This window comes from Daejeonella sp., from assembly GCF_037719425.1.
Taxonomy (GTDB): domain Bacteria; phylum Bacteroidota; class Bacteroidia; order Sphingobacteriales; family Sphingobacteriaceae; genus Daejeonella.
The window spans coordinates 17,209-40,356 of record NZ_JBBJNI010000005.1 but is presented as its reverse complement, the minus strand read 5'-3'; the positions used below and the strand labels follow the sequence as shown (position 1 = coordinate 40,356).

Below are 23,148 nucleotides of genomic sequence, written 5' to 3'. Positions count from 1 at the left end.
TCTCTCATCATTTACAGCGTTTAGTTTCCAACAACTAACAACCAACAACTAATAAGTATCTTTACACCCCAATGCAAGGACTAGTAATTAAATCTACAGGGAGCTGGTACGAGGTAGTCGTGGATAATGGTGAGACCATTAATTGCCGCATAAAAGGAAAATTCAGGACGCTTGACATTAAGACTACAAACCCCATTGCAGTAGGTGATCACGTTGATGTTGAACCCGAGCCTGAACAGGACACAGGATTGATAACTGCACTCCACCCTCGAAAAAATTATATCATCAGGAAGTCTGTTAATCTTTCAAAACAGGCACAGATCATTGCCGCTAATCTCGATCAGGCATTTTTAATCGTTACGCTGGCTTCTCCCCGGACTTCCCTTGGATTTATCGATCGTTTTTTGGTTACCGCCGAAGCATATGCTATCCCCGCCAGGCTAATATTTAATAAGCTGGATCTTTTTAGTGATGAGGGCCTGGACATTCTGAAGCAATATCAGGAGATCTATGAAAAAGCCGGGTACCCATGTTACAGTGTTTCCGCGGTTGAACAAACCAATCTTGAGCAGATAAAAGAATTATTAAAGGATCAGGTTACTTTGGTTAGCGGTCATTCGGGCGTTGGAAAATCTACCTTGATAAATGCGCTGCTTCCGGGGTCACAATTAAAAACAGGCGATATATCGGATTGGAGCGACAAGGGAAAACACACCACAACTTTTGCGGAAATGTTTGACCTGCCTTTCGGGGGATATCTGATCGATACTCCAGGTATTCGTGAATTGGGAGTGTTCGACATCGAAAAACAAGAACTGGGTCGGCTTTTTCCCGAGATCCGGGAACTGATGAGTGATTGTAAATTTCACAACTGCAGGCACATTAATGAGCCTGGCTGCGCGGTACTCAGGGCAGTGGAAAACGATGAGATTGAGCCTTCACGCTACGACAGCTACTTGAGCATTTACCACAATTACGATACCAGGGCTTAAAATGAGAGCAATTATACAGCGTGTAAGCAGTGCCTCCTGTACCGTAGACGGAGAAATAACAGGAAAGATAGGAACCGGGTTTATGGTTCTGTTAGGCATTGAAGAATCCGACAATGATGAGGATGTAAGTTGGCTTGCCCAGAAAATCGCAAACATGCGGATCTTCTCTGATGAAAATGGCGCAATGAACAAAGCTCTTGCCGAAGTTAACGGCGACATCTTATTGATCAGCCAGTTTACATTATATGCGTCAACTAAGAAGGGAAACAGGCCCGGCTTTACGCGATCGGCTAAGCCTGACGTGGCGATCCCTCTTTATAAAAAGATGATAGCAGAACTTGCCAGCGTGACCGGAAAGCAGATTCAAACCGGCATTTTTGGAGCTGACATGAAGATAAGCCTTGTAAACGACGGACCAGTCACGATTCCGATCGACACGAAATCTAAAGAATAAGACATGACCATACAGGAAGCACAGGAAACGGTTGACAAATGGATAAATACAACAGGGATCCGCTATTTCAATGAGTTAACAAACACGGCTATTCTTATGGAAGAAGTTGGAGAAGTTGCCCGCATCATGGCTCGTAAATACGGCGAGCAATCCTTTAAAAAATCTGATGAAGGCAAGGATCTGGGTGATGAATTCGCGGATGTACTATTTGTACTGATTTGTTTAGCGAATCAAACGGGGGTTAATCTTACAGAGGCACTCGAAAAGAATCTTGAAAAGAAAAGCATCCGCGACAGCGAGAGGCATAAGAATAATGAGAAGTTGAAATAGTTGCTTCGCTTCGCTCGCAATGACATGCAATCAAAAATAATTAAGAATAGCTGAGTAAGTCCCTTCTTAATTACGGTCCTAACTTGCCCGGTTCCTGTTTCTTGCTTCTTAAAAGTCTTTATTCTTTGCTCTTTGTTTCTTTATCTAGCTTCATTCTCACCAAACGCTCACCGTCAAGCACAGGAATGCTTGTAGTAACGTCAAGATTTAAACAAAAAGCAATATCTTCTTCTATCCCCAGTTTTTTGAGACGCTCACTATGTGATGTCTTTTTCAGGTAGTTGTTCAGATCTTCTTTTGCGAGAGTATACAGATCTTCTGAAGCGATCCCGGAATCATCGAGATGATAATTTGCATCTTTAAGCAAATGCACAACCCCACCGGCAAATAAAGTATCTTCAAGATTCACCTTATCTTTCCACCCTGAACATAAGAGCAAAACATCGTTTGGCTGGGTTTTAAGCCAGTCGCAAAGTGCTGTGATATTTAGAAAAGAACCTATAACTATTTTACTTGCCCCGCGGGAAAGATTGATCGCATGGGTGCCGTTTGTAGTTGTAAGAACGATTGTTTTCCCCTCTACCTTTTCCTGGACGTATGAAAATGGTGAGTTTCCGAAATCAAAACCTGCGACTACCTCGCCGTTTCTTTCGGCAGCAAGTAAAAATTCAGATTGCCTGTATGATTCACATGCTTCGACAGTAGCAACTGGGATTATCGCTTCAGCACCGTTTTCGATCCCATAGCAGATCGACGAGGTCGCTCTGAAAATGTCGATCACTACAACGATGCTTGCCTTGAAGTCATAAAGATGGAGAAGAGCAGGTGTCAGGCAAACTTCCAGATTACGTTTTTGCATGCGGAACTAAAATGAATTATTTGAACGGAAATTTAACTACCTGCGCTTTGACCCTGTTATCCCTGATCTTAATATATATCTCTGTATTTTCTTTTGAAAACTCTTTCGCAACGTAACCCATCCCAATTGCTTTCTGCAAAGATGGAGCCTGTGTTCCTGAAGTTACTTTTCCAATAATATTTCCATCGGCATCCACTATCTCATAATCGTGTCGCGGAATGCCCCGATCTATCATTTCAAAACCAACAAGCTTACGTGCGACGCCATCCTGTTTTTGTGCTGCCAGGTTCTCTGAATTCACAAAGTTCTTGGTGAATTTCGTCACCCATCCCAGGCCTGCTTCTATTGGTGAAGTAGTATCGTCGATATCATTACCATATAAACAGAAGCCCATTTCCAGCCTCAGGGTATCTCTCGCAGCCAATCCTATTGGTGTTATTCCAAACTCTTCTCCGGCCTTAAATATCTCATCCCAAATATGCTTAGCATGTTTGTTGTCAAAATACAGCTCGAAGCCACCGGCACCCGTGTATCCGGTAGCAGAGATCAGCACATTATCAACGCCTGCAAAAACACCTTTCTTGAAAGTATAGTATTCCATCGATGGCAGATCAACGTCGGTGAGGCTTTGCAGGGCTAAAGCCGCTTTAGGACCTTGAACAGCCAGCAAAGAAGTTTGATCTGAGATGTTTTTCATCTCTACGCCACTTGAATTATATGAAGAGATCCAGTCCCAGTCTTTATCAATATTTGAGGCATTAACTACCAGCATATATGTTTTCTCATCTATCCGGTAAACTAACAGATCATCAACAATTCCACCATTTTCATTTGGCAGACATGAATACTGGATCTTGCCGTCGAAAAGCTTAGATGCGTCATTAGAACTCACTCTTTGGATAAGATCAAGCGCCCCTTCGCCTTTCAGGATAAATTCCCCCATATGGCTTACATCAAACACTCCTACATCTTTACGAACGGTTTCGTGTTCCGCATTTATGCCGCTGTATTGCACTGGCATATTAAATCCTGCAAAGGGAACCATTTTGGCACCAAGGCCAACATGCACATCATTTAAAGCTACATTCTTCATTCAGGCTAAGATTGTTTGCGGCAAAAGTAATTAAAAACGGGTAAAGGATTGGCTATTTTGAAAAGCTATTCTTCAAAGCTAATAGCCAGCTGTGGATCAGTTACTCTAAATGTCCTGCGATGGTATGGCGACATGCCGTAGGAGATTACAGCATTGCGATGCTTTATGGTAGGATAACCTTTGTTATTGCACCAATCGTACTGAGGGTGTTCCTGCGAGATCCTGTGCATGTGATCGTCCCGGTATGTCTTTGCAAGGATGGATGCCGCAGCAATCGAATAATATTTGCCGTCCCCTTTAATTACACACTGATGAGGCACCTTTTGATAAGCCTTAAAACGATTACCGTCGATGATAATGAACTCAGGGGAAATGTGAAGCAGCTCCAGGGCAAGATGCATAGCTTTGAACGATGCATTTAAAATGTTTATACGATCAATTTCTTTATGATCTACCTGTGCCACTGCGAAAGCAAGCGCTTCCCGTTCAATGCATTCACGCAATACATATCTATCCTTTTCACCCAGCTGTTTCGAATCAGTCAAAACATCATGCTGAAAGTTTTTGGGCAAAATTACCGCAGCTGCATACACCGGACCTGCCAGGCAACCGCGGCCTGCCTCATCACATCCTGCTTCAATAAAATCGTCCTGGAAATACGGTAAAAGCATTTAATTCTGGGGAGTTTTTGTAGCAACAAATTTAGAAATTCCTGCGATACTTTTTGTTGGTTGTTAGTTATTGGTTGTTGGTTGTTGGTTGTTAGGCTGGGCGGTGATCCTTTGCGAAGTTTATGTCAGTTATAAGTTGACCCGAAGCGTCTAGATTAGTTCTAACTACTAACAACCTACAGAATCCGGATGGACAGAAGGGTGATATCATCTGAATTCATCCTGGCGTTATTAGTAAGCTGGATATTTCTTAAAATCGCTTCGTTAAGGTCGTCGACCGACAAGCTGCTGTTTTTCATCAAATGATCCACTAATTCATCGTCAGAAATATATACATCTTCATTCGCGCTTTCAACCAGACCGTCAGTGTAGTTGAAAATAAGGCTTCCTGGTGATAATATCTCAGTTCCCACCCTAACGGACGGAAGCTTGTCGAACGCTCCAATAATAGTAGTTCCGTCTTTAAGGAATTTTATCCTCCCGTCCGTCAATAGAATGGGCGGATTGTGCCCTGCATTCACATATCGCAGCTCACGGGTTTTTTCATTGTAAAGCCCCAGGAAAAGGGTGATGAACCTTTCACCATTTGTGTTGGATACTACAATTTCATTGAGCCTCTCTGTTATCTTAACAAGATCACTCTCAACGGAAGACCATGCCCGAAGGCTTGCCTGTAAATTTGCCATCAACAGGGCGGCTGACACTCCCTTGCCAGATGCATCGGCGATACACCATAAAAACTCTTCCGGACCAAGCTTGATAAAATCAAAGTAGTCCCCTCCAATATTCTGATTTGGCAGATAGGTCGCTCCCACCTCCACCGAGCCGGTTTTTGGCAAGCTTCGCGGGATCAACATGCCCTGTACTTCTACAGCGAGTTCCATGTCGCGCTGCGAGCGTTCGCGGTCAACTCTTTCCTTAAATAATTTCTTATTCTCAAGGGCAACGACAATCACGTTAATAAGGGTTTCCACAAAGTTCAGGTCATTGCCCAGCAATTCATGTCCAATATCAAAATCACCGATCAAAACAAAAGCGAGAAATTCGTCCTTATGGAACACAGGCACGAAGTACTCGTACTTGCTTAATAAAGCATCAGGATTGGATCGTAAGGCCGTTATATTTTTGTAATCCGAGAGCGCCTGGCAGGTTTGCTGCAAGGTTTTGGCATTTTCGAACTCTCCGCCGAACCGGGATGCGCAATAGAAATGCTCGCCTTCGCGGATGAGCAGGCGCACCATACCTATTTTAAGATGAACATTCAGGATCACCTCAAGCATCTCAAACAAAACGTTTGACGAGCTATTCTTATTAATTGCCTGGGTTATTTCAAGCAGGGAATTTAACTCTGCCTGCCTTTTTAAAAGGAGTTGGATTAACTCACTCTCATCATTAATTACTGAAGTTGGAAGATGTGCCAATACAATATTTATTGGTGATGGTGTGTTTAAAAATAAGAAATTCTTGCGTAATAGCAAAAGAAACCCAACTCATCTTACCATCCGCCCCTTCCAGTTATATTTCCCCGAATTCCCCACAATGCCAATAAACACTAAATAAAATATGTGAATTACTGACGAAAGGGGCTGATATAACAGAAGCGTTTTCCGCTCTGCAAAAGAGCAGAGAGGTATTAAAAATAAAATTTCAACAACCATCTTAATGAGCAGTGCAATTAATCCTATTGTCCAAAAAACAGGGTCTATAAACCCTGAAATGAAATTTCCAATAAATGATAAATTGAATAACCAGACGGTTAACCCCAAAAATATAACGCTCTTATTTTTGTACCGTGTACTCTTTGATGCCCAGCGCTTCCGTTGCTGGATAAAATCGCGAAGGTTGTCCTTTGCATGAGTGTAAACTATGGCGTCACGGGATTTACAGAAGCCTATAGTTCCCGGATAAGCCGAAGCGACCTTATGAAGGAATAATTCGTCATCGCCGGATGCCAGCTCATCAATTCCTTTGAATCCATTCAATTTAATAAAGACCTCTTTTCGGTAAGCTAGATTTGCTCCGTTGCATGTTGCTGGCATCTTATTACCGATACCTGCCGCCCCCAGACCAATTAGAAACAGAAACTCAAGTGTCTGCATATCCTCAAAGGCATTCCTTTCCTCAAAATAAGTTACTGGTGAGGATATGAGATTATAATTTCCTGATTCGTAATAAGATGCAATGGTCCTAAGCCATGACCTATTCATCCGGCAATCGGCATCAGTAGTAATTATCAGCTCACCCCGGGAAGCGTTAATCGCTTCCGTGATAGCTTTCTTCTTGTATGAATTAAGGATTTCAGACTCGTTTAATTTTATGAGCTTAACGCCAGACGATGCGAACGACAAGATAATTTCTGAGGTTCGATCTGTGGAATGATCATCCACGATGATAAGCTCAAATAATTCACGGGGATAGTCTTGAGCTAAAATATCCTGAATCGTCTTGTCAATCTTTCCTTCCTCATTTCTGGCCGCGATAAGAATACTCACAAAAGTTACCGGTTTTACATCCGGATTTTTAAAATGTTTGATTCTTCCCCAACCCTGGTTAAGATACAGGATCATTAAAATATAAAACAATGTCAGGCATCCTGTTAGGATACTAGCTGCGATTATTACCAAAGAAATTAAGTTTTAAGACGAACACGGAACCCAGAACAGCCGGAATAATTAAATTAATCAGCCAGATACTTGCAGTTGCAGCCATAATAGCAACCTCCTGATTGGTTAGAAATCCAAAAAAATATTTGGCGGTCAATGCTCGAACCCCTATATCGAAAATATCCAGAGAAGGAAGAGCGGATTGAACAAAAAACAAGATAAAAAGCATAAGAATCATCGAAACAATAGAAATTCCGGGAATAAGAAGATTTATTATGAGACAATATTGAGTAGTGAATACAGCGAACCTGGTGAGACAATAGATCAAGACTCTTAGCAGATCTGCTTTTTTATACTTAGCGAGAATGCTGAAAAATCTTCTGAATGGCTTAATAAATTTCACTTTCGACAGAAGCCCATCGATCAATTGTATATTAAAATAGAACAGCAAAAAGAAGCTGCAAAAGAGGGCTACCAAAAATGCAAGAGCAAAATTGATAATTAAATTCAGTTCGATAAAACTCCCTACAAACCATAATAAAGCAAGCGATCCCAGAACGTTGGTCACGACCATTTGACCTAATGCTCCAACCCCCATAGATATCACTCCGATTATTCGCTTGCGTGGCGACAGAAAGAAGACCCGTCCTCCATACTCACCAATGCGGTTTGGTGTAAAAACAGCCCAGGTCAGGCCACAAAAAACAGACTCAACAGCTCTCCAAGTACTGATCTTTTCCACATCCCGCAATAGATATTTCCATTTCAAAGCCTCAATAAACCAGTTCAATAACATTAATAGGAAAAGAGTAATCACTACACTCCATATGCTGGTAGATGACAGCGAGGCTGTAAGCGATCTGAAGTTGCTAATATTCTGATCGTTTCTGAGCGTCTGAAAAATAGACCAGGAGGCAAGCGCCAGAACGCTGATCTTGATAATGATGCTTAAAATTTTCTTTGCGCGGGGATTCAATTGCTTTCTTTCTGCAATGTTAAGAAAAACCTTTGCCGAATCTAAATTTTAGAACAGCTTTGACGGCAAATCGCTAATATTGAGGCATGCTAAAAGAGAAAGCGAAGGAGAGAATAATTCTGGGAATAGACCCAGGTACCAGCATCATGGGATACGGGATCGTGAAGGAAGTGAAAAGCAACATTGATCTTTTATGCATGGGAGTGGTCAAGCTTGATCATTTGGATGACCATCCCCACAAGCTAAAACACATTTTTGAAAAGACCGTAATATTAATAGACCAGTATAACCCGGATTGCCTCGCCGTGGAAGCGCCTTTTTACGGAAAAAACATTCAGGTTATGTTAAAACTGGGCAGAGCTCAGGGCGTTGCTATGGCTGCAGCCCTCTCCAGAAATCTGCCCATATTCGAATATTCACCGAGAAAGATTAAGCAATCCATAACAGGAAATGGGAACTCTTCGAAGGAACAGGTTAGCGCTATGCTTAAGACCTTATTGAGGTTTACAGAAACACCGGAGTTCCTTGACGCAACAGACGGACTGGCAGTTGCCGTTTGCCATTCCTTTCAGAAAATAACGACTTCAGGTGATAAAAAGAATTACACCGGATGGGATGCGTTTGCAAAGGATAATGTGAAAAGGATTAAATAAGACTGAGGTCAGTGGTCGGAGGTAGGATACCGAGGTCCGATGTCTGAGCTGAATGGAGAGAAGCAAGGTGTGTACGCCTGCGTCAGACCTCCGACTTCGGACCTCCGACTAAAGCTCCCCCCTGATACGGTCGGCAATTTCCGTTAGGCCCTCTTCACTAAGCTTCAACTTTGGACGGCTAAAGTTCATATCATCCATAGTGTTCATAGGTATCAGGTGCACATGTGCATGAGGAACTTCCGTCCCAATAACGGTGACACCGATCCGATTGCATGGCACCGCTTTCTTCAAACCTTTTGCAACTATTTGAGCAAACATCATCAGCCCTACATAGCTTTCGCTGTCCATATCAAATAAATAATCGATCTCTGTCTTCGGAATTACCAGAACATGGCCTTCCACGAGTGGATTTATGTCGAGGAAAGCCAGGTACTCTGTTGTTTCTGCAACTTTATGAGCAGGTATTTCTCCGGATACAATTTTTGAGAAGATTGATGCCATGATATCAGTATTATCTGTTTATTTCAACTATTTCGAACTCTATTTTTCCAGCCGGAACAACAATTTCGACCCTATCTCCAACAGATTTGCCCAGCAGCCCTTGTGCAATTGGCGATTTAACAGAGATTTTTCCAGACTTCAGGTCGGCTTCAGTCTCTGATACCAGCTGATAGGTCATCGCTGCCCCGTTTTGGATGTTTTTTATCTTAACTATCGATAGTGCCAGAACTTTTGACGTGTCGAGTTTCGACTCATCAATTAATCGCGCATTTGCAAAAATGTTTGTAAGCTTAGATATTTTGGACTCGTGGTGTCCTTGTGCCTCTTTGGCAGCATCGTATTCAGCATTTTCCGAAAGATCGCCTTTATCTCTCGCCTCAGCTATCGCCTTTGAGATTTGCGACCGTCCTTCGGTCTTTAATTGATGAAGTTCTTCTTTTAATTTATCTAATCCTTCCTGGGTGTAATACGTTACGTCCGTCATGTCACTCTCAATTTTATGGTAAAGTCTATAAAAACAAACAAGACTATGTTGGCATAAGCCAATATAGTCTTGCTCGTATCAATACGAAGATAATATTTTTGATTTCAGATTTCCAAATTCAATTAATAAAATAAGATGGAGTGATGTTGACTGACGGAGCGCGTGGTTATCTCACGAAGTTTTGATAACCGATTTGAAAAACTTCGTAGGTCGTACATCGATAGTTGAATCTGGAATATTAGGTGAATTTAAAAATTAGTGATAGTGAACAATATTTATCTTGGGGTTGCGCCGTTGTGCGGCGCCGGGCTTTCCGCTTCAATATTTTGCCCAAATGGGCAAAATGATTTACGCTACAATCCCTAACCCAGGTACTCCCTTCAAAAAAATTCTTTTGATTCCTGTAAATTTAAGATGTTTAATGATGTTACCTCAGACCCGGCACCTTGTTGGTGTCCCACCAATAAGGCAAACGATCATCAACGATCCTAAAATTAAGAAACAACCCTGCCTTGTTGGTGTCCCACCAATAAGGCAAACGATCATCTGTTCGACGTTGGTGTCTTCACCGACACAATTAAATTAATCAAATCAGCTTCAATTTCTCAGCAAGCACTTCCGATATCTTTCGATAAGATTCCACACTCCAGCCAGCTACATGCGGGCTTAATATAACCCGGTTATTTTCTTTAAGCTCACCAAACCAGGCTTGTTCTGACAGATCAGGGAATTTCTCGACTTCCAGAACATCCAGCCCGGCAGCAATTATTCTTCCAGAGCTTAAGCCTTTAAGTAATGTTTTAGTACTAACAATTTCGCCCCGGGAGGCATTGAGCAATACTATTGGTTTCTTAAAATGAAACAGGTACTCATCATTAAATAATCGTCGGGTTTCCCGGGTTAGCGGAATATGATAACTTAATACGTCAGCCTGCTTAACAATTTGTTCCATGCTCACCTCTGCTGCATAGTCATCACTGAAGCCGGTTTTATATTTATCGTAAGCTATTACATTAACTTCAAATCCCGAAAGCTTGCGCGCAAGGCTCCTTCCGTTATTACCGTATCCAATAATTGCAACGGTTCGCCCTTTAAGCTCCCATCCTCTGTTTCCTTCGCGATCCCATACTCCAGAACGGATCTGCTTATCGCCGTTCCTTAAATTATTAAGCAGGCTCAATAACATTCCTATCACATGTTCGCCTACCGCGTCCCGATTACCTTCGGGGGCGTTTATACAAGTAATCCCCTTCGATACCGCATACTCCTCATCTACATTATCCATTCCAGCCCCTGCCCTTGCGATAAACTTAAGGCTGGCTCCGGCATCAATAATTTCTTTATCGATTAGAAATTTGGTACGGATCGCTATGCCTGTATAATCTTTAAGGATATCTAAAGTCTCTGCCCGGGTAATAAGCGGCATATCATCACATTCATATCCCAACTTCTCAGCTTCTTCTTTAAAAGCCGGATGAAGTTGATCAGCTATGAGTATTTTCTTATTCATTAGATACTATCTTGAAACGCTAATCAAATTCGTTAACCTGACAAATTCATTTACGCTGAGCCGTTCTGCCCTCAATTCGAGCAAGGGATCGTCCTGCATCGAGTCCTTACTTACCAGTGATGACAAAGCGTTTCGCAATGTTTTCCTTCGCTGATTAAATCCAGCCTTTACAACCTGCCAAAATAACTTTTCATCACAGTCCAGTTTTTCGACTTCATTGCGGGTTAGCCGGATGACAGCTGAAGTGACTTTTGGCGGCGGATTAAATACTCCGGGCTTTACAGAAAATAAATACTCAACCTTGTAAAATGCCTGCAGAAAAACACTGAGTATGCCGTATTCCTTGCTACCGGGCTTCTCCGCACATCTTTCAGCAACTTCCTTCTGAAACATCCCCACAAGTTCAACTACCTGATCGCGATTATCCAAAACTTTAAAAAGAATTTGGGAAGAGATATTATATGGAAAGTTGCCGATTATGCCTAGCTTTCCAGGAAATGTTTCTTTAAAATCAAGTTCCAGGAAGTCACCGTTTATTAATCTCTCGCCCAGTAATGGGTACTTTTTCTTTAAGAAATTAAATGACTCTGTGTCGATATCTATAAGATGAGCCTGAGGATTATCTTTACTCAGTAAGAAGTCTGACAGAATCCCCATGCCGGGGCCAACCTCAAGAACATCCTTGTATTTATCCGTGGATTTAAGGCTGTTCACAATTTTCTCAGCAATATTCTTATCTGTTAAAAAATGTTGTCCGAGATGTTTTTTCGCCTTAACTAAGCTCATGGAGGTTTGTTTGGAGCAAATCTACGTATTTAGAAGTTGTAGGTTATACGTTTTACGTCGTAAGTCTTCTTTCTGGCGTACCAGACGTCAAACTTTTAAATACCTCACAGGTGTATATTCACCATTATGCATCTGGTTCTCCACCCCGACGTAAAACGTAACATGTGCAACGTACAACTCCCGTCTCTGCCCAAAAGCAGAACGTATCATGTTCAACGTTCGACTCCTTTTGCCGCCCTGACTTACAACGTATAACCTAAAACGTACAACTTAAAGATTAAAGTCCTTAATTTGCGTACATAAAAAGGCTATCTGACTTCTTATTAATCAGTGAGCATATATAAAAAAGGCATGGGCGAAAAAATAAAAGTAGGTATATCTATTGGCGATGTAAATGGCATTGGGCTGGAGGTAATCATAAAAACTTTGATGGATAACCGTGTCCTGGATTATTGTACGCCAATTGTATACGGCCATACCAAGGTTGCTTCGTTCCATCGCAAGACAATGGACACTAACGAGTTCAATTTCAACGTCATCAGCAATGCCTCAATGGCTCAGAATAAACGGGCGAATATGATCAATTGCTGGGAAGAGGATGTAAAGATTGAGCTTGGGATGACAACCGAAACTGGGGGGAAATATGCTTTTATATCACTTGAAAAAGCGCTTGACGACCTGATTGCAGGAAACACTGATGCATTAGTAACTGCTCCAATAAATAAACATAATATACAAAGCGACAGTTTTCAATTCGCCGGCCATACTGAATATATACAGGCAAAAACAAATGCTGCAGACTCGCTCATGTTTTTGGTAAGTGACGACATCCGTGTTGGAGTTGTAACCGGACACATCCCGGTACAGGAAATACCTGAAAAGATAAGCGTGGAAAAGATCGTTTCCAAACTTACCCTTATGAGCGAAAGCTTGAAAAAAGATTTTTGGATCCAAAAACCAAAGATTGCAGTTCTGGGCCTAAACCCACATGCAGGAGATAATGGACTGATAGGCAAGGAAGAGCTTGAGATTATAATTCCAGCCATTGCAGAAGCAAACGCGCACGGCATTTTTGCTTTCGGCCCCTATGCAGCAGACGGTTTTTTTGCAACTCACACCTATTCACAATTCGACGCGGTTCTGGCCATGTATCACGATCAGGGGCTTATACCATTCAAACAAGTTGCTTTTCATAACGGGGTAAATTTTACAGCGGGCTTGCCTGTTGTACGCACTTCACCGGATCATGGCACGGGCTATGATATCGCTGGAAAAAACCAGGCTTCAGAAAGTTCATTCCGTGAAGCGCTTTTTACCGCCATCAATATTGTGGAGCGGCGAAGGGAAAGCGTTGAGCTCAGTTCAAATCCATTAAAGCTGAGTAAATTTTCGAAGGACAGGGATTGAAAAGCTCCAAGTACAGAGGACGAGAATCATCGATTTTATCAACAACTTTTTAGTTTCATTATACTTATTCAAATAACAAAAACGTTATAACGAATTCTGTATATTGCTAAATCATTGTACTTTTGAATATATGCCAACAGTTTTTGAATTCAAAGGTTACCGATTTTATTTTTACAGTAATGAAAATGATGAACCTATCCATATTCATGTAGCAAAAGCAAATAGCACGGCCAAGTTCTGGGTAGTCACTGATGTAAGAGAAGAATACTCTTATGGCTTTAAGGTTAAAGAACGGAAAGAAATAGGTCTCATAATTAAGAGTCGGCAAGAGGAAATTAAAAATGCCTGGAATGAATATTTCAAATAATAAAGAAAACCGGATTTTAAATAAAAAATCCAAGGATCCCTTTGACATAATTATTTTCGAAAAGGGAATACGTATACATAATCTGTATGCAGACTCTGAGTATAAGCTTATGATTATCTTATTGAACACAGGCAAAGCATTCAAATTCTCCTATAGGAAATTTCCTAAGCTAAATAATGCCAGTCAAAGCGAATTGAGTAATTTTAAACTTATTGGAGATGGTATTGGAATACATTGGAATGCGATAGATGAGGATTTATCTTTGAAAGGAATTATAAAAGAGGCTGTTCAATCTGAAGCTTTAAAAAGACTCGAATCCAAAGACAATTCAGAATTGGCAATTTTTTAGCCAGAGACTAGTTTCAATTAAACGACGGCATAATTCATATATTATTCAATCGCGTTGGTTGGATTCTGGAGCTGGGTATCCGGCAGGCTGAAATGCCTGATATTTTCTACCTTTATGTTTAGTGTCGAAAAGAAGAATAAAGTCAAACTTCAAAGGAACAACGCGGCGTTCTAAAATCACTCGCCGTGTCGAACCGATTACGAGCCGAAAGGATAGCATCTATCCCATTCTTTTTACTATTGTGATTCTTTTATTAGGTTATTTACTAATCCCTGAAAAGAAATGGCTTTTTTGGCTTACAAATACCTGCTTAATAATCATGGGTCTTACAGCATACATTTATGATGTAAAGCCAGGTAAGATTAAAACAATACCTGGCTATTTTGTGGGCGGCCTTGCAATCATAACGGTAATTGGTTTTTCGATGCAAGCATTTGAGTTGGACTTACCACAACAGAAATTGCCCGATGTGGTAGATAGAACAAATAATGCTTCACCTCGACTGAGAGACACAGTTTTCCAAACCAAAACAGTAGTACAGCGAGAACCTGTCCCAATGATCGAGATTTTAGGTTCTCCACGATTCACTGCAACAGATTCAACAGTTCATTTTACAGTCACAATTATGACTGTAGACGACAATGTCGCTATTATCAATGGCACCTCTGCTACCATTTTTAGAGCAGATATGGTTCTCGAGAATAAGCCTCTGGGCACATTCGAAGTCCACGAATTAGAGAATACGATTGTTTCGAATAAGATACCGATAACATTTACTCAGAATGCAAAAGGCCCAGGATCCAGTACTGACACCTTATACACTTATTTAAAAATTAAGTTTAGCAACAAAAACCATAGGATTCAAAAACCCAATTTCACAAGATTGTATATTTGCGTGAAAAATAGAAATAATGAGTATGAAGTATTTTATATGACACGAAAACAGCGACAAAGGGTGTTTGATTATCTTGCATCAAAAAATAAACTTTAGACGAACATTAAATACCAACAACTATACAGCGAACTCATGAAGGAAACCATTCCTAACATGCCGGCTCTATTATTTCGCAATCTTTGCATATGTATAGTGCAATGTTCAACCATTCTTGTAGATCCAAAAACATTACTCACAGTCGCCGATAAATACTCATTTCCGCAGATACAACAACGCACACCATACAACTTATAAAAACTGTTTCCCAACTAAATAAATTTTCGTAAATTTGCAGGCTCAATTGGCGTGCTTTGAAATCGTTATTACAATACAGCATTCCGTATACCGGATTAAAACTTGGAATTCATCAATTTGAATTTGAAGTTAGTGATGCATTTTTCAGTGAATTCGAGTATTCGCTGGTAAAAAGCGGGAAACTGAAAGTTGATATGGAACTGGAAAAACAGGAGACGATGATGATTCTCCATTTTCGCATATCCGGAGAGATGATGTTAGGTTGTGATGTTTGTCTGGGAAACTACCCATATCAGGTAGAAATAGACGAACGTCAGATAGCAAAGTTCTCAGGCAATGTGGAACTTGAGGAAGACACCGAAGAGATCATCGTCCTGACAAAAAATGAGAATGAGATCAATGTAGCTTCATTGATTTATGAATATATTAACCTGGCGGTACCTTATATTAATCGTTGCAGCGATGAAGGAAACACTGAATGGTGTGACCAGGAGATGATAGAGAAACTCAGGCAGCTTTCAGGCGGCTCAGGTGAAGAAACAGAAAATGCTGATCCTCGTTGGGAAGCATTGAAGAATATTAAAAAGTAAAATTAATACATTAGGAAAAGATGGCACATCCAAAACGGAAAATCTCTAAATCGAGAAGAGATAAAAGAAGAACACACTATAAAGCTGTGGCTCCAGGTTTAACTACCTGTCAAACTACAGGTGCAGTACATTTACCTCACCGTGCATATACAGTTGATGGCAACTTATATTATAACGGCAAAATGGTTATTGAAAATACGTCTGTAGCCTAATATCTCTCAGAAATGAAGATTGGCTTAGATATAATGGGCGGAGATTTCGCTCCCAAAGCAACAGTTTTGGGAGCTATAGAAGCCCAAAAAGTCCTATTGCCAGGTCAAACGATTGTTCTTTTTGGCGATAAAGACCAAGCCTTACCCTTGATCTCTGAAGACGGGATCGATCCTGAAGTTTTTGAATATGTCCATACCACGGAGATGATTGGTATGGGCGAGCATGCAGCGAAAGCTGTACTTCAAAAACCGAATTCCAGTATAAGCTTAGGTTTCCAGTATCTTAAAGACGGACAGATCGACGCATTCTCTTCTGCGGGAAACACAGGCGCCATGCTTGTTGGGGCCATGTTCAGCGTCAAGCCTGTAGCCGGAGTTATACGCCCGGCAATAGCAACTAACGTTCCTAAATTAAAGTCCGGTTTTGGCATTATGCTCGATGTAGGGGCAAACGCTGATTGCAAACCGGAAGTTCTTGCTCAATTTGGCATTCTGGGTAGCCTTTATGCCGAACATGTTTATCATGTAAATAATCCCAAAGTAGCTTTAATGAATATTGGAGAGGAAGAAGAGAAAGGAAATGTCCTTACTCAGGCTACCTTTCCCCTCATGCAAAAAACCAACCTGAATTTTGTTGGAAACATTGAAGGCCGTGATCTGTTCAATGATAAAGCAGATGTTATCGTTTGTGATGGATTTACAGGGAATGTGATGCTCAAATTAGCGGAAACTTTTTATATCCTTACTCTTAAAAAGGGCTTCACAGACGAATTTTTTGACAGGTTTAATTACGAGCAGTATGGCGGAAGCCCTATCCTGGGAGTTAATGCTCCGGTGTTAATAGGCCACGGTATTTCCAGTCCTGAAGCAATCAAAAATATGGTACTCCTTTGCCGGACAATGATAGAGGCCAAGTTTGTCGATAAGATCAAAGAAGCTTTTAACTAATTATTCCAAATATTATGTCAAAAGTCCATGCTGCAATAACAGCCGTTGATGCGTACGCACCAGAATATATCTTAACTAATAAGGAACTGGAGGGCATGGTTGAGACCAATGATGAGTGGATCACCACCCGCACTGGTATTAAAGAACGCCGCATCCTCAAAGGTAATCTTGGAACATCCGACATGGCGGTTATCGCTGTCAACGGATTACTTAAAAAACGGGGCATCAGTGCTTCAGAAATTGATCTGATCATTTTCTGTACAACTACTCCGGACATGATGTTCCCCGCGACCGCCAATGTCCTTGCACATAAGATTGGAGCTAATAATGCCTGGGGATATGACCTGAACGCTGCGTGTTCGGGTTTTTTATTTGGTTTAGCTACCGGATCTCAGTTCATTGAAACAGGTAAACATAAAAAAGTATTAGTTGTCGGTGGTGATAAAATGTCATCCATCATTAATTATAAAGACCGTAAAAGCTGTATTATTTTCGGTGATGGCTGCGGAGCTGTATTACTTGAGCCGAACACAGATGGTTATGGAGTTGTAGACTCTATACTTAAGAGTGACGGATCCGGCGGCCCGTATCTGCATCAGAAAGCAGGAGGCTCGTTACGGCCTGCAAGTCATGAGACTGTTGATAACGACGAACATTTTCTTTTCCAGGAAGGACAGGCGGTCTTCAAATTTGCTGTTACGAACATGGCGGATGTTGCTGCTGAAGTAATGGAAAGAAATAACCTAACGGCAGACGATATTGCCTGGCTTGTACCTCACCAGGCTAACAAAAGAATTATTGACGCTACCAGCAACCGAACCGGCATTGATCCCGATAGAGTCATGATCAACATAGAGAAATACGGCAACACCACCAATGGCACCATTCCGTTGTGCTTGTGGGAGTGGGAAAGTAGGCTAAAAAAAGGAGACAACCTTATCCTTGCGGCATTCGGCGGCGGATTTACATGGGGTTCCATTTATTTAAAGTGGGCTTACTAAATAGTTGAAAGTGGAGAATTGAAAGTTGAAAGTGATAATGTACTTTTAACATTCAAAATTCCGATTCTTAACTTGAAATTATTGTTATAAATTTAGACTAATTGAAAACTAAACTATAAAAAATGGATATTAAACAAATTCAGGAACTCATCAAGTTTGTTTCCAGATCTGGAGTAAATGAAGTATCAATTGAGCAGAAAGAGTTTAAAATTACCATAAAGACCAATCAGGCGCCGACTTATATTACATCTGCACCAGTACAGGCTCCTCAGCACATTATCGCTGCCCCGCAAGCGGCTGCACCGGCAGCGGCAGGTACAGCTCCTGCGGCACCAACTCCTGTGAAGGAGGAAACTTCTAACTATATTACTGTTAAGTCTCCAATGATTGGAACGTTTTACAGGTCATCGAGCCCCGATAAGCCAATATTTGCAAATGTAGGTGACGAGATAAAATCTGGTCAGGTGCTTTGTATCATCGAAGCTATGAAGCTTTTCAATGAGATCGAATCTGAAGTTAGCGGCCGGATCGTAAAAATATTGGTCGACAATGCAAGCCCGGTTGAATATGATCAACCTTTATTCCTGGTTGAACCGGCATAAGCGAGAGCAGGAAGCAAAAATGCTCCTCCCCTTGTAGTACACTTATATCGACAAAGAAATCTATGTTTAAAAAAATACTTATTGCAAATCGTGGTGAGATCGCTTTACGGATCATTCGTACTTGCAAAGAGATGGGTGTAAAAACGGTAGCTGTTTATTCTACCGCCGACCGGGATAGCTTACATGTACGTTTTGCTGATGAGGCTGTTTGTATTGGCCCTCCCCCAAGTAAAGATTCATATTTAAGTATTCCAAATATTATTTCAGCAGCCGAAGTAACGAATGCAGATGCTATTCATCCGGGGTATGGCTTCTTGTCTGAAAATGCCAAATTCTCTGCCATCTGCCATGACTACGGCATCAAATTTATAGGTGCAACTGCAGACCAGATAAACGGAATGGGAGATAAGGCATCCGCCAAGGAAACCATGAAGATTGCGGGTGTGCCTACAATCCCGGGATCCGAAGGCCTATTACAGGATGTTAAGGAAGGAATTAAGATTTCAAAGGAGATTGGATATCCAGTAATACTTAAGGCGACAGCCGGCGGTGGCGGTCGTGGTATGCGAATCGTGTGGAATGATGAGGAATTTGAGCCAGCATGGGATTCTGCGAGACAAGAATCAGCTGCGGCTTTTGGTAACGACGGTCTTTATCTTGAAAAGTATGTCGAAGATCCTCGCCACATTGAGATCCAGGTAATTGGTGATCAGTATGGCAAAGTTTGTCATTTATCGGAAAGAGATTGCTCAATTCAACGCCGGCATCAAAAACTGGTGGAAGAGTCTCCTTCTCCATTCATGACCGACGAACTGAGGGAAAGAATGGGCGAAGCAGCTATAAAAGGGGCCCAATCCGTGAACTATGAGGGAGCAGGAACAGTAGAGTTCCTTGTTGACAAGCATCGCAACTTCTATTTCATGGAAATGAATACAAGGATCCAGGTTGAACATCCGGTAACGGAAGAAGTTATCAATTTTGACCTGATCAAAGAACAAATAAAGGTTGCAGCAGGAATTCCTATTTCAGGTAAAAATTACATCCCTGAAATGCATGCTATAGAATGCCGGATTAACGCTGAAGACCCCTTCAACAATTTCAGGCCTTGCCCGGGATTAATAACGCATTTCCATTCACCAGGAGGACATGGCGTACGGGTGGATACTCATGTTTATGCAGGATATCAAATCCCGCCAAACTATGATTCCATGATTGCAAAATTAATTTGTGTTGCACAAACTCGTGAAGAAGCGATAAGCACGATGGAGCGTTCACTCAGCGAATTTGTAATAGAAGGGGTGAAAACCACTATACCTTTTCATTTGCGTTTAATGAGAGATCCAAACTTCCGTGCGGGTAATTTCACGACTAAATTCATGGAAAGTTTTGATCTTACAGAATAGTACAATAAATCTAATTGAATGCAAAAATCGTTTATTTACAGGATGTGCTACATTCGATTGTCACAAATAAACTGATGCTGATTAAATATCCTAAGAATACCATTCTCAAGTCAAACAGAATGGTATTTTTGTTTTAGAAATTATGAGTGAAGAACGTACCGACCTGGTCAAGGCAATAAAAGAAAAAGGCAAGACTATCGAAGCCGAAATGTCATTTTTCGACCATCTGGATATACTTAGAGGACATTTGATAAGGGCTGCAATTGCAATAATTGTATTTACTATTGTGGCATTTAGTTTTTACGATTTCATTTTCGAAGAAATCATAATGGCTCCGGGAAGGACCAATTTCTGGACCTATAGAATGATGTGTGCTGCCACGGAAAGATTCAATCTTGGAGCTGAATTCTGTGTAACTAAATTAAATTTTATTATTATCAACACCCAATTGGGGGGACAGTTCACATTACAACTAAACTCGTCGTTGATGATCGGGATCGTTTTAGGATTCCCTTACTTGCTGTTTGAAATATGGCGCTTTGTTAAGCCAGCGCTTCACGAGAATGAGCGTAATTCAGCAACCGGTTTTGTTTTCTGGGCCTCTATGTTATTCGTTGTCGGCGTTCTTTTCGGATATTATATAATATCTCCATTATCGATTAATTTTCTGTCAAACTACGAAGTCAGTAAGATTATCAACAATAACATCGACATCGACTCTTACTTTTCAATTTTAGCAACGCTGAGTATTGGTGCGGGTATTATTTTTGAACTCCCAATAATCATTTATATACTTTCGAAGCTGGGAATCATGACACCCGCCTTTATGCGATCATCAAGAAGATATGCAACTGTGCTAATTTTGATTGTCGCTGCTATTGTAACACCAACAGTAGACCTAATTACCATGTTTACTGTGAGTTTACCGCTCTTTCTTCTCTACGAGGCAAGTATTTACGTGTCTGCTGTGGTGGAACGTCGCAAAAAACAAGCGGAAGTTGAATTCTATAAAAATTAATTGTAGCTAATCCTGCTAGTTAGAAAAGTTAAATTTGTTTTATGACTAATCCTGTAAGTATCGCTATTGGCGGAGACCATGCCGGTTTTAAATATAAAGAGGTCCTTATCGATTTCCTTAAAGAATACACAGTAAAAGATTTCGGGACTTTTAGTGACGATTCTGTGGACTATCCCGATTTCGCACATCCCGTGGCAAGCGCTGTAGAGAATGACGAATTTGATCTGGGCATTTTAATCTGCGGAAGCGCAAATGGCGTGGCCATTACAGCTAATAAACATCAGGGTATCAGGGCTGCAATTTGCTGGAATGGTGAACTTGCTGAGCTGGCAAGAAGTCATAACAATGCTAATGTATTATGTATTCCGGCCCGCTTTGTTTCGACCGAGCTGGCTAAAGAGATTACCTTTAAATTTTTAAATTCAGCGTTCGAGGGCGGACGTCATGCCAACAGGGTGGATAAAATCTCCTGCTAATTTTTAAACTAACCCTATATCCAATGAATATTAAAAAATCACTATGGGCAGTACTTGTTTTTGGAATCTCCATCCAGGCATCTGCACAGGATCCTAACGCGCAGAAGTATGCGGGAGTAATAACCCCAAAACTGGCGAAAAAACATTTGAAAATACTCTCTTCCGATAAATTTGAAGGCAGAGAAACCGGGAAAGCCGGTGGGCAAAAGGCTGCAGATTATATAGCAGCGGAATTCAAAAAGCTTGGACTGACTGCACCGGTAAATGGCTCTTATTTCCAGGAAGTACCTCTGGTAGAAATTGTATTTGAGGTTAACTCGTTTACAGTAAATGGTACGAATCTTAATATTGGAAAGGACTTCATTTTCACTGGTAGTGGACCTTCAAAAACAATCGCCGCGAGCGATATCGTATTCGTGGGTTACGGCATCACCTCAGAGAATTACGATGACCTGAAGAATGCTGATCTCCAGGGCAAGGTCGTAATGCTAATTAATAAAGGCGAGCCAATGGCAAGTGGCGTTTCTGTAGTAAGTAAAACAGCAACACCATCCGACTGGACAACCAGCCGAAGCAAACGCTTGCAGAACATTATGAGTAAAGGTCCATCGCTAATCCTGGCGGTAAGTCCGGACGTAAGCAATTCACTTAAACAATACAGACCTGGTAGCGGTAGGTTAAGCCTTAAAAAACCGAACGCTGCTCCTTCTACCCGTCCAGGATCTGTAGCAATCGTTTACATAACTCCTGAAGTTGCTAATCAAATTCTAAAAAATTCAGGGAAAACGTTTGACGGACTTAAATCATCGATCGATAATAGCGGCGTAGCTCAGACACAAACTTTAAAGTCAGCTGTTGCGATGAATTACGGGCCTAGTCTTAAAGATGTTCGGTCGGCAAATGTGCTTGGGTATCTGGAAGGCTCAGATCTAAAAAGTGAAGTGCTTGTTTTTTCCGCGCACTACGATCACATTGGATTGACAACTGACGGCGGCAAGGATAAGGTGAATAACGGTGCCGATGATGATGGCTCTGGAACAACAGGTGTGCTTGAGATAGCCAAAGCATATGCTAAAGCCAAAAAGGATGGTCACGGCCCACGTAGAAGCATTTTGTTTCTTTTGGTAACTGGCGAGGAAAAAGGCTTACTCGGTTCTGAGTGGTATTCTGAAAATCCTGTGTTCCCTATAGCAAATACTGTAACCGACCTGAATATAGATATGATAGGAAGGGTTGGGGACGAATACAAAGGTTCTGCTGATTCTTCGAATTATTGCTACCTGATCGGCTCAGATAAGCTAAGTACCGATCTTCACAAGATCAGTGAAAATGCAAACTCGGTATATACAAAGATGAAGATCGATTACAAATACAATGATCCGAAAGATCCTAACCGTTTTTACTACCGTTCAGACCACTACAATTTTGCTAAGCATGGAGTGCCTATCGTATTCTATTTCAATGGTGTCCACGAAGATTATCATAAACCGAGTGACGAATTCAAAAAAATAAGTTTCGATTTGTTAACCAAACGGACGCAGCTTGTATTTTACACTGGATGGGACCTTGCAAACCGGGATAAAAGGCCAGTTGTTGACGTGACGAATAATATGCCTAGTACCCGATAACTCATCAGTTGACAGTTGACAATGGACATTTGACCATGATCCTAAA

At 41.3% G+C, this 23,148-nt stretch carries 27 protein-coding genes; 17 read left to right on the top strand and 10 right to left on the bottom strand.

Annotated elements, in window-relative coordinates:
- Nucleotides 1-71: 71 nt before the first annotated feature.
- From rsgA to WKF69_RS01405, 3 genes are read left to right on the top strand one after another with little or no spacing between them, the layout of a single operon-like run.
- Nucleotides 72-992, top strand: coding sequence for a ribosome small subunit-dependent GTPase A (gene rsgA, locus WKF69_RS01415; RefSeq protein WP_340378897.1), 921 nt, complete (start codon nucleotides 72-74; stop codon nucleotides 990-992).
- A 1-nt stretch (nucleotide 993) separates the two neighbouring features.
- Nucleotides 994-1,446 (top strand): D-aminoacyl-tRNA deacylase, encoded by a 453-nt coding sequence (dtd, locus tag WKF69_RS01410; protein ID WP_340378895.1) that lies wholly within the window; start codon nucleotides 994-996, stop codon nucleotides 1,444-1,446.
- A gap of 3 nt (nucleotides 1,447-1,449) precedes the next feature.
- Complete coding sequence (locus tag WKF69_RS01405) at nucleotides 1,450-1,776, top strand: nucleotide pyrophosphohydrolase (protein ID WP_340378893.1); 327 nt, start codon at nucleotides 1,450-1,452, stop codon at nucleotides 1,774-1,776.
- A gap of 118 nt (nucleotides 1,777-1,894) precedes the next feature.
- Here WKF69_RS01405 and WKF69_RS01400 read toward each other — a convergent pair whose 3' ends face one another.
- The 6 genes from WKF69_RS01400 to WKF69_RS01375 form a co-directional block, all read right to left on the bottom strand.
- A complete protein-coding gene (locus WKF69_RS01400) occupies nucleotides 1,895-2,635 on the bottom strand; it encodes a 2-phosphosulfolactate phosphatase (RefSeq protein ID WP_340378891.1) in 741 nt (246 codons plus the stop codon).
- Nucleotides 2,636-2,651: 16 nt separating this feature from the next.
- Nucleotides 2,652-3,728, bottom strand: a complete 1,077-nt coding sequence (gene gcvT / locus WKF69_RS01395) for a glycine cleavage system aminomethyltransferase GcvT (RefSeq protein WP_340378889.1) — start codon at nucleotides 3,726-3,728, stop codon at nucleotides 2,652-2,654.
- A 65-nt stretch (nucleotides 3,729-3,793) separates the two neighbouring features.
- Complete coding sequence (locus WKF69_RS01390) at nucleotides 3,794-4,399, bottom strand: ribonuclease HII (RefSeq protein WP_340378887.1); 606 nt, start codon at nucleotides 4,397-4,399, stop codon at nucleotides 3,794-3,796.
- Between the two features lie 176 nt (nucleotides 4,400-4,575).
- Entirely contained in the window at nucleotides 4,576-5,820 is a 1,245-nt protein-coding gene (locus WKF69_RS01385; protein ID WP_340378885.1) for a PP2C family protein-serine/threonine phosphatase, read from the bottom strand.
- 69 nt (nucleotides 5,821-5,889) lie between these two features.
- Nucleotides 5,890-7,023 (bottom strand): glycosyltransferase, encoded by a 1,134-nt coding sequence (locus WKF69_RS01380; protein ID WP_340378883.1) that lies wholly within the window; start codon nucleotides 7,021-7,023, stop codon nucleotides 5,890-5,892.
- Complete coding sequence (locus WKF69_RS01375) at nucleotides 7,004-7,978, bottom strand: lysylphosphatidylglycerol synthase domain-containing protein (protein WP_340378881.1); 975 nt, start codon at nucleotides 7,976-7,978, stop codon at nucleotides 7,004-7,006. The genes WKF69_RS01380 and WKF69_RS01375 overlap by 20 nt, the downstream gene beginning before the upstream one ends.
- A gap of 86 nt (nucleotides 7,979-8,064) precedes the next feature.
- Between WKF69_RS01375 and ruvC the strand changes: the two genes are divergently transcribed.
- Nucleotides 8,065-8,631 (top strand): crossover junction endodeoxyribonuclease RuvC, encoded by a 567-nt coding sequence (gene ruvC / locus WKF69_RS01370; protein WP_340378879.1) that lies wholly within the window; start codon nucleotides 8,065-8,067, stop codon nucleotides 8,629-8,631.
- A gap of 108 nt (nucleotides 8,632-8,739) precedes the next feature.
- On the opposite strand, the gene WKF69_RS01365 is transcribed toward ruvC, so the two are convergent.
- The 4 genes from WKF69_RS01365 to rsmA form a co-directional block, all read right to left on the bottom strand.
- On the bottom strand, nucleotides 8,740-9,132 hold the full coding sequence (locus WKF69_RS01365; protein ID WP_340378877.1) for an HIT family protein: 393 nt from the start codon (nucleotides 9,130-9,132) through the stop codon (nucleotides 8,740-8,742).
- 10 nt (nucleotides 9,133-9,142) lie between these two features.
- Nucleotides 9,143-9,616 carry a transcription elongation factor GreA gene (gene greA, locus WKF69_RS01360; protein WP_340378875.1) on the bottom strand — a complete coding sequence of 158 codons (474 nt, stop codon included), beginning with the start codon at nucleotides 9,614-9,616 and terminating at the stop codon, nucleotides 9,143-9,145.
- 586 nt (nucleotides 9,617-10,202) lie between these two features.
- Nucleotides 10,203-11,126 carry an NAD(P)-dependent oxidoreductase gene (locus WKF69_RS01355; protein ID WP_340378873.1) on the bottom strand — a complete coding sequence of 308 codons (924 nt, stop codon included), beginning with the start codon at nucleotides 11,124-11,126 and terminating at the stop codon, nucleotides 10,203-10,205.
- A 6-nt stretch (nucleotides 11,127-11,132) separates the two neighbouring features.
- Nucleotides 11,133-11,912 carry a 16S rRNA (adenine(1518)-N(6)/adenine(1519)-N(6))-dimethyltransferase RsmA gene (gene rsmA / locus WKF69_RS01350; RefSeq protein WP_340378871.1) on the bottom strand — a complete coding sequence of 260 codons (780 nt, stop codon included), beginning with the start codon at nucleotides 11,910-11,912 and terminating at the stop codon, nucleotides 11,133-11,135.
- Between the two features lie 351 nt (nucleotides 11,913-12,263).
- Between rsmA and pdxA the strand changes: the two genes are divergently transcribed.
- The 13 genes from pdxA (at nucleotide 12,264) to WKF69_RS01285 (ending at nucleotide 23,102) form a co-directional block, all read left to right on the top strand.
- Nucleotides 12,264-13,319, top strand: a complete 1,056-nt coding sequence (gene pdxA / locus WKF69_RS01345; protein WP_340378932.1) for a 4-hydroxythreonine-4-phosphate dehydrogenase PdxA — start codon at nucleotides 12,264-12,266, stop codon at nucleotides 13,317-13,319.
- 130 nt (nucleotides 13,320-13,449) lie between these two features.
- On the top strand, nucleotides 13,450-13,686 hold the full coding sequence (locus tag WKF69_RS01340; protein ID WP_340378869.1) for a DUF4160 domain-containing protein: 237 nt from the start codon (nucleotides 13,450-13,452) through the stop codon (nucleotides 13,684-13,686).
- Nucleotides 13,670-14,035 (top strand): DUF2442 domain-containing protein, encoded by a 366-nt coding sequence (locus WKF69_RS01335; RefSeq protein WP_340378867.1) that lies wholly within the window; start codon nucleotides 13,670-13,672, stop codon nucleotides 14,033-14,035. Before WKF69_RS01340 ends, WKF69_RS01335 begins: the two co-directional genes overlap by 17 nt.
- Before the next feature lie 121 nt (nucleotides 14,036-14,156).
- On the top strand, nucleotides 14,157-15,026 hold the full coding sequence (locus WKF69_RS01330; RefSeq protein ID WP_340378864.1) for a hypothetical protein: 870 nt from the start codon (nucleotides 14,157-14,159) through the stop codon (nucleotides 15,024-15,026).
- 254 nt (nucleotides 15,027-15,280) lie between these two features.
- Nucleotides 15,281-15,814, top strand: coding sequence for a DUF177 domain-containing protein (locus WKF69_RS01325; protein ID WP_340378862.1), 534 nt, complete (start codon nucleotides 15,281-15,283; stop codon nucleotides 15,812-15,814).
- A gap of 20 nt (nucleotides 15,815-15,834) precedes the next feature.
- Nucleotides 15,835-16,026 (top strand): 50S ribosomal protein L32, encoded by a 192-nt coding sequence (rpmF, locus tag WKF69_RS01320; protein WP_276348793.1) that lies wholly within the window; start codon nucleotides 15,835-15,837, stop codon nucleotides 16,024-16,026.
- A 12-nt stretch (nucleotides 16,027-16,038) separates the two neighbouring features.
- Entirely contained in the window at nucleotides 16,039-16,974 is a 936-nt protein-coding gene (gene plsX, locus WKF69_RS01315) for a phosphate acyltransferase PlsX (RefSeq protein ID WP_340378859.1), read from the top strand.
- Between the two features lie 14 nt (nucleotides 16,975-16,988).
- The gene (locus WKF69_RS01310; RefSeq protein WP_340378857.1) at nucleotides 16,989-17,975 is read left to right on the top strand and encodes a beta-ketoacyl-ACP synthase III; all 987 of its coding nucleotides are present in this window, start codon (nucleotides 16,989-16,991) and stop codon (nucleotides 17,973-17,975) included.
- A 122-nt stretch (nucleotides 17,976-18,097) separates the two neighbouring features.
- A complete protein-coding gene (gene accB, locus WKF69_RS01305; protein ID WP_340378855.1) occupies nucleotides 18,098-18,577 on the top strand; it encodes an acetyl-CoA carboxylase biotin carboxyl carrier protein in 480 nt (159 codons plus the stop codon).
- 62 nt (nucleotides 18,578-18,639) lie between these two features.
- Nucleotides 18,640-19,980: an acetyl-CoA carboxylase biotin carboxylase subunit gene (gene accC, locus WKF69_RS01300; RefSeq protein WP_340378853.1), complete on the top strand. Its 1,341-nt coding sequence runs from the start codon at nucleotides 18,640-18,642 to the stop codon at nucleotides 19,978-19,980.
- A gap of 142 nt (nucleotides 19,981-20,122) precedes the next feature.
- On the top strand, nucleotides 20,123-20,998 hold the full coding sequence (gene tatC / locus WKF69_RS01295; protein ID WP_340378852.1) for a twin-arginine translocase subunit TatC: 876 nt from the start codon (nucleotides 20,123-20,125) through the stop codon (nucleotides 20,996-20,998).
- A gap of 41 nt (nucleotides 20,999-21,039) precedes the next feature.
- The gene (gene rpiB / locus WKF69_RS01290) at nucleotides 21,040-21,474 is read left to right on the top strand and encodes a ribose 5-phosphate isomerase B (protein ID WP_340378849.1); all 435 of its coding nucleotides are present in this window, start codon (nucleotides 21,040-21,042) and stop codon (nucleotides 21,472-21,474) included.
- Between the two features lie 23 nt (nucleotides 21,475-21,497).
- On the top strand, nucleotides 21,498-23,102 hold the full coding sequence (locus WKF69_RS01285; RefSeq protein ID WP_340378847.1) for a M28 family peptidase: 1,605 nt from the start codon (nucleotides 21,498-21,500) through the stop codon (nucleotides 23,100-23,102).
- Nucleotides 23,103-23,148: the final 46 nt, after the last annotated feature.